The following is a 4,788-nucleotide window of genomic DNA, read 5'->3' as shown; positions in this document are numbered from 1 at the left end:
AAGAAGGCTTTCGCCGGCAAGCCGTGCTCCTACAGGGCGGGGTTTATGCGCGAGGTACCAGGTCCAGGCACACCGAGTTGATGCAATACCGCAGGCCGGTCGGCGGCGGGCCATCGGGGAACACATGGCCCAGGTGCGCGTCACATTTGCTGCAGACCACTTCGGTGCGGATCATGCCGTGGCTGACATCACGGATTTCGGTCATGGCGCTGTCGCCGATCGGCGCATAGAAACTCGGCCAGCCGCAGCCGGAATCGAACTTGGTCTTCGAATCGAACAACGGCTCGTTGCAGCAGATGCAGTGGTAGATCCCGTCGACCTTGCTGTCGTTGTATTTGCCGGAGAACGGCCGCTCGGTGCCCTTGAGGCGGCACACGTTGTACTGCTCCGGGTCGAGCATGGCTTTCCATTCTTCCAGGGTTTTTTCCAACTTTTCCATCGTCACACCTCGGTAGCTGAAAAAGCCCGATCTGTACCTTTTCCACGGATCGGGCGGCACGTATGATTGCGCCTCGTCAAAACGCCAGTCTGGCAGCCGGACCACGCGCATTCAAACGGATTTACGGGTGCAGCCTCACAAGGCGTCAGGCCTGTGAGATTACGCAGGATTCCCAGTACGGTTGTTCACTCGCCGCCTGGATCGTTCATTTTCAGGAACACATCGCCATGCAGGTCAGCAAATCGAACAAGCTCGCCAACGTCTGCTACGACATTCGCGGCCCGGTGCTCAAGCACGCCAAACGCCTGGAAGAGGAAGGCCATCGCATCCTCAAGCTGAACATCGGTAACCCGGCGCCGTTTGGTTTCGAAGCGCCGGACGAAATCCTCCAGGACGTGATCCGCAACCTGCCGACCGCCCAGGGCTACAGCGATTCCAAGGGCCTGTTCAGTGCGCGCAAGGCCGTGATGCAGTACTACCAGCAAAAGCAGGTCGAAGGCGTCGGCATTGAAGACATCTACCTGGGCAACGGCGTTTCCGAGCTGATCGTGATGTCGATGCAGGCCCTGCTCAACAACGGCGACGAAGTGCTGGTGCCGGCCCCTGACTATCCGCTGTGGACCGCGGCCGTGAGCCTGTCGGGCGGCAATCCGGTGCACTACCTGTGCGACGAGCAGGCCAACTGGTGGCCGGACCTGGAAGACATCAAGGCCAAGATCACCCCGAACACCAAGGCCCTGGTGATCATCAACCCGAACAACCCGACGGGTGCGGTGTACTCCAAGGAAGTGCTGCTGGGCATGCTGGAACTGGCCCGCCAGCACAACCTGGTGGTGTTCTCCGACGAGATCTACGACAAGATCCTGTACGACGATGCCGTGCACATCTGCACCGCGTCCCTGGCGCCGGACCTGCTGTGCCTGACCTTCAACGGTCTGTCCAAATCCTATCGCGTCGCCGGTTTCCGCTCCGGCTGGATCGCCATCTCCGGGCCAAAACACCACGCCCAGAGCTACATCGAAGGCATCGACATGCTGGCCAACATGCGCCTGTGCGCCAACGTGCCGAGCCAGCACGCGATCCAGACCGCGCTGGGGGGCTATCAGAGCATTAACGATTTGGTGCTGCCGCCAGGACGTCTGCTCGAGCAGCGCAACCGCACCTGGGAACTGCTCAACGACATTCCCGGCGTCAGCTGCGTCAAACCGATGGGTGCGCTGTACGCGTTCCCGCGCATCGACCCGAAAGTCTGCCCGATCCACAACGACGAAAAATTCGTCCTCGACCTGCTGCTCTCCGAAAAACTGCTGATCGTGCAAGGAACGGCGTTCAACTGGCCGTGGCCGGATCACTTCCGCGTCGTGACCCTGCCTCGCGTCGATGACCTGGAAATGGCCATCGGCCGAATCGGCAACTTCCTCAAGTCCTACCGCCAGTAAGCGAGCTGTCACCGTGCGATGTCCACGCGCCATCGCACGGTGATTCATTCAGCAACATATGCTTGCGTCAGGCTTCCCTCCCCCTCGACAAACAACCCACTGCCTGCTTGCGTCCAACAACTACAGGGCCTGGGACCTGCATCGCCTCGAAAACCCTTCTCGCCTTGGCCTCGGAAATATCCTGCAAGCAGCTAAGCTATTGCCGTAGGACACAGTTTGAAATAGTCACCCGGTTGAATACCCCGGTGCATCACCTTATATACCCCGCATCACGCTACATCTTTAGCAAAAGGAGATTTCTACAACCATGATGCGCATCCTGCTGTTCTTGGCCACTAACCTGGCGGTCGTGCTGATTGCCAGCATCACCCTGAGCCTTTTCGGCTTTAACGGGTTCATGGCGGCCAATGGGGTTGATCTCAACCTCAATCAGCTGCTGATTTTCTGTGCGGTCTTTGGTTTCGCCGGTTCCCTGTTCTCGCTGTTCATCTCCAAGTGGATGGCGAAGATGAGCACCAGCACCCAGATCATCACCCAGCCACGTACCCGTCACGAGCAGTGGCTGCTGCAAACCGTCGAGCAACTGTCCCGGGAAGCCGGGATCAAGATGCCGGAAGTCGGGATTTTCCCGGCCTACGAGGCGAACGCCTTCGCCACCGGCTGGAACAAGAACGATGCACTGGTTGCCGTCAGCCAGGGCTTGCTCGAACGTTTCTCGCCGGATGAAGTGAAAGCCGTTCTGGCCCACGAGATCGGTCACGTGGCCAATGGCGACATGGTGACCCTGGCGCTGATCCAGGGTGTGGTGAACACCTTCGTGATGTTCTTTGCGCGGATCATCGGCAACTTCGTCGACAAGGTGATCTTCAAGAACGAAGAAGGCCAGGGCATTGCCTACTACGTGGCGACCATCTTCGCCGAACTGGTCCTGGGTATCCTGGCCAGCTCCATCGTCATGTGGTTCTCGCGCAAACGGGAATTCCGTGCCGACGAAGCCGGAGCCAACCTGGCCGGCACCGCCGCAATGATTGGTGCCTTGCAGCGCCTGCGTGCGGAACAGGGCCTGCCGGTGCACATGCCCGACACCCTGAACGCCTTCGGCATCAACGGTGGCATCAAACAAGGGTTCGCGCGCATGTTCATGAGCCACCCGCCGCTGGAAGAGCGTATCGATGCACTGGCTCGCCGCCGGGGCTAAGAAGCTCTGAAACAAACAAGAAGGCCCGCAGCGATGCGGGCCTTTTTTATCGGCTTTGGGTTCACCTCACCCCCTGTGGGAGCGAGCCTGCTCGCGATGAGGCCATATCATTCAAGACAATTACCGACTGGAAACCCGATAAACCCGCTCCTCAAGCCGCGTAACACCGGCCTCCAGAAACTTCCCGCTCTCGCTCAGCACGTCCTGATCCTCCAGGATCTTCAACGCCCACGAATCCCCGAACAAGCTCTGCACTTCCTCATCGAGCACAGCAAATGGTGGCCCGGACATCTGTTCCTGATCGTAATCCAGGGTGATCAACAGCCCGAGAGACTCTCTGGGCAATATACGCTTCAGATGCTCCGCATAGCGCTCGCGCATCGCAGGCGGCAAGGCAATCAGCGCGGCACGGTCATAAAGCGCGGAGCAATCAGCCACATCCCCAGCCGTCAGCGCGAAGAAATCGCCGCACCACAGCTCGATCGAACCCGCCCGATAGACCTTGAACGGCCCCTGCTTACTGACGGCAGGATCGAAGCCGTGTTCGGCGAAGAAATCCTCCACGGCCTTCTCCGACAACTCGACCCCAAGGACTTCATGCCCCTGGTGCGCCAGCCACAGCAGATCCAGGCTCTTGCCACACAGCGGCACCAGCACCCGCGCACCGTCTTCAAGATCCATCTGTTGCCAGAACCGTCGCAGATAGGGGTTCACCTGCGGCAGGTGAAAGCCGATCTGATTCGACGCCCATTTCTTGTGCCAAAATTCCGGCTGCATAAATAACCCCGAAAATTCGATCAAAACACCCTAAAACTTATATTAGATTTAGATCAATGATCTGATTGAAGATGGAGCATCTTAACTCTCAGGAGCTCATTCATGTTCCCCAGCCTGTACATATCCCATGGCTCCCCGATGCTGGCCCTGGAACCCGGCGCCAGTGGCCCGGCACTCGAGCGCCTTGCGGCGCAGATGCCCAGGCCCAAAGCCATCGTGATTGTTTCCGCGCACTGGGAAAGCCATGAACTGCTGGTCAGCGCCAATCCACAGCCCGAAACCTGGCACGACTTCGGTGGTTTTCCGAGGGCGCTGTTCGAAGTGCAATACCCTGCCCCCGGTCAACCGCAATTGGCAGCAGAGGTTGTCGAGCTGCTGAAGGCCGCGGATCTTCCCGCGCGGGTCGACACGCAACGGCCTTTCGACCATGGCGTCTGGGTGCCGCTGAAATTGATGTATCCGCAAGCGGATATTCCGATCGTTCAGGTGTCCCTGCCCACTCGCGGCGGCCCAGCCCTGCAAAGCCGCGTCGGCAAAGCCCTGGCCAGCCTGCGCGGGCAGGACGTCCTATTGATCGGTTCCGGGAGCATTACCCACAACCTGAGGGAGCTGGATTGGCACGCGGGGCCTGAAAGCGTCGAACCCTGGGCTCAGGTGTTCCGCGACTGGATGATCGAGAAGCTGGCGGCCAACGATGAAGCGGCCTTGCACGATTATCGCCAGCAAGCGCCGAACGCCGTGCGCAATCATCCCAGTGATGAGCACTTGCTGCCGCTGTACTTTGCCCGCAGTGCGGGGGGAGATTTCAGCATTGCCCACCAGGGATTCACCATGGGGGCGTTGGGCATGGACATTTATCGATTCGGTTGACCGGAAGACCGAGTCGCCCCCATCGCGAGCAGGCTCGCTCCCACAGGGAAATGCATTCCATTGTG

At 59.4% G+C, this 4,788-nt stretch carries 5 protein-coding genes; 3 read left to right on the top strand and 2 right to left on the bottom strand.

What is annotated here, in order from left to right; all coding sequences use genetic code 11:
- Positions 1-43: 43 nt before the first annotated feature.
- Entirely contained in the window at positions 44-439 is a 396-nt protein-coding gene (gene msrB / locus ACW9JE_RS28700; protein WP_224542028.1) for a peptide-methionine (R)-S-oxide reductase MsrB, read from the bottom strand.
- A 227-nt stretch (positions 440-666) separates the two neighbouring features.
- Here msrB and ACW9JE_RS28695 point away from each other — a divergent pair, with 227 nt between their 5' ends.
- Complete coding sequence (locus ACW9JE_RS28695; protein WP_175376992.1) at positions 667-1,878, top strand: pyridoxal phosphate-dependent aminotransferase; 1,212 nt, start codon at positions 667-669, stop codon at positions 1,876-1,878.
- 307 nt (positions 1,879-2,185) lie between these two features.
- Positions 2,186-3,076, top strand: coding sequence for a protease HtpX (gene htpX, locus ACW9JE_RS28690; protein ID WP_095061105.1), 891 nt, complete (start codon positions 2,186-2,188; stop codon positions 3,074-3,076).
- 120 nt (positions 3,077-3,196) lie between these two features.
- Here the strand turns inward: htpX and ACW9JE_RS28685 are convergent, their stop codons facing one another.
- Complete coding sequence (locus tag ACW9JE_RS28685; protein WP_457434673.1) at positions 3,197-3,853, bottom strand: thiopurine S-methyltransferase; 657 nt, start codon at positions 3,851-3,853, stop codon at positions 3,197-3,199.
- A 102-nt stretch (positions 3,854-3,955) separates the two neighbouring features.
- Here ACW9JE_RS28685 and ACW9JE_RS28680 point away from each other — a divergent pair, with 102 nt between their 5' ends.
- Positions 3,956-4,723 (top strand): DODA-type extradiol aromatic ring-opening family dioxygenase, encoded by a 768-nt coding sequence (locus ACW9JE_RS28680; RefSeq protein WP_457434672.1) that lies wholly within the window; start codon positions 3,956-3,958, stop codon positions 4,721-4,723.
- Positions 4,724-4,788: the final 65 nt, after the last annotated feature.

This window comes from Pseudomonas sp. SDO55104_S430 (genome assembly GCF_054070595.1).
The sequence above is the reverse complement of the archived record's forward strand: the minus strand, read 5'-3'. Positions and strand labels throughout refer to the sequence as shown.

Bases quoted from the DNA above. Each gene is read 5' to 3' on its own strand.
- ACW9JE_RS28680 (WP_457434672.1), top strand. From the start codon at position 3,956: ATGTTCCCCAGCCTGTACATATCCCATGGCTCCCCGATGCTGGCCCTG.
- msrB (WP_224542028.1), bottom strand. From the start codon at position 439: ATGGAAAAGTTGGAAAAAACCCTGGAAGAATGGAAAGCCATGCTCGAC.
- ACW9JE_RS28685 (WP_457434673.1), bottom strand. From the start codon at position 3,853: ATGCAGCCGGAATTTTGGCACAAGAAATGGGCGTCGAATCAGATCGGC.
- ACW9JE_RS28695 (WP_175376992.1), top strand. From the start codon at position 667: ATGCAGGTCAGCAAATCGAACAAGCTCGCCAACGTCTGCTACGACATT.
- htpX (WP_095061105.1), top strand. From the start codon at position 2,186: ATGATGCGCATCCTGCTGTTCTTGGCCACTAACCTGGCGGTCGTGCTG.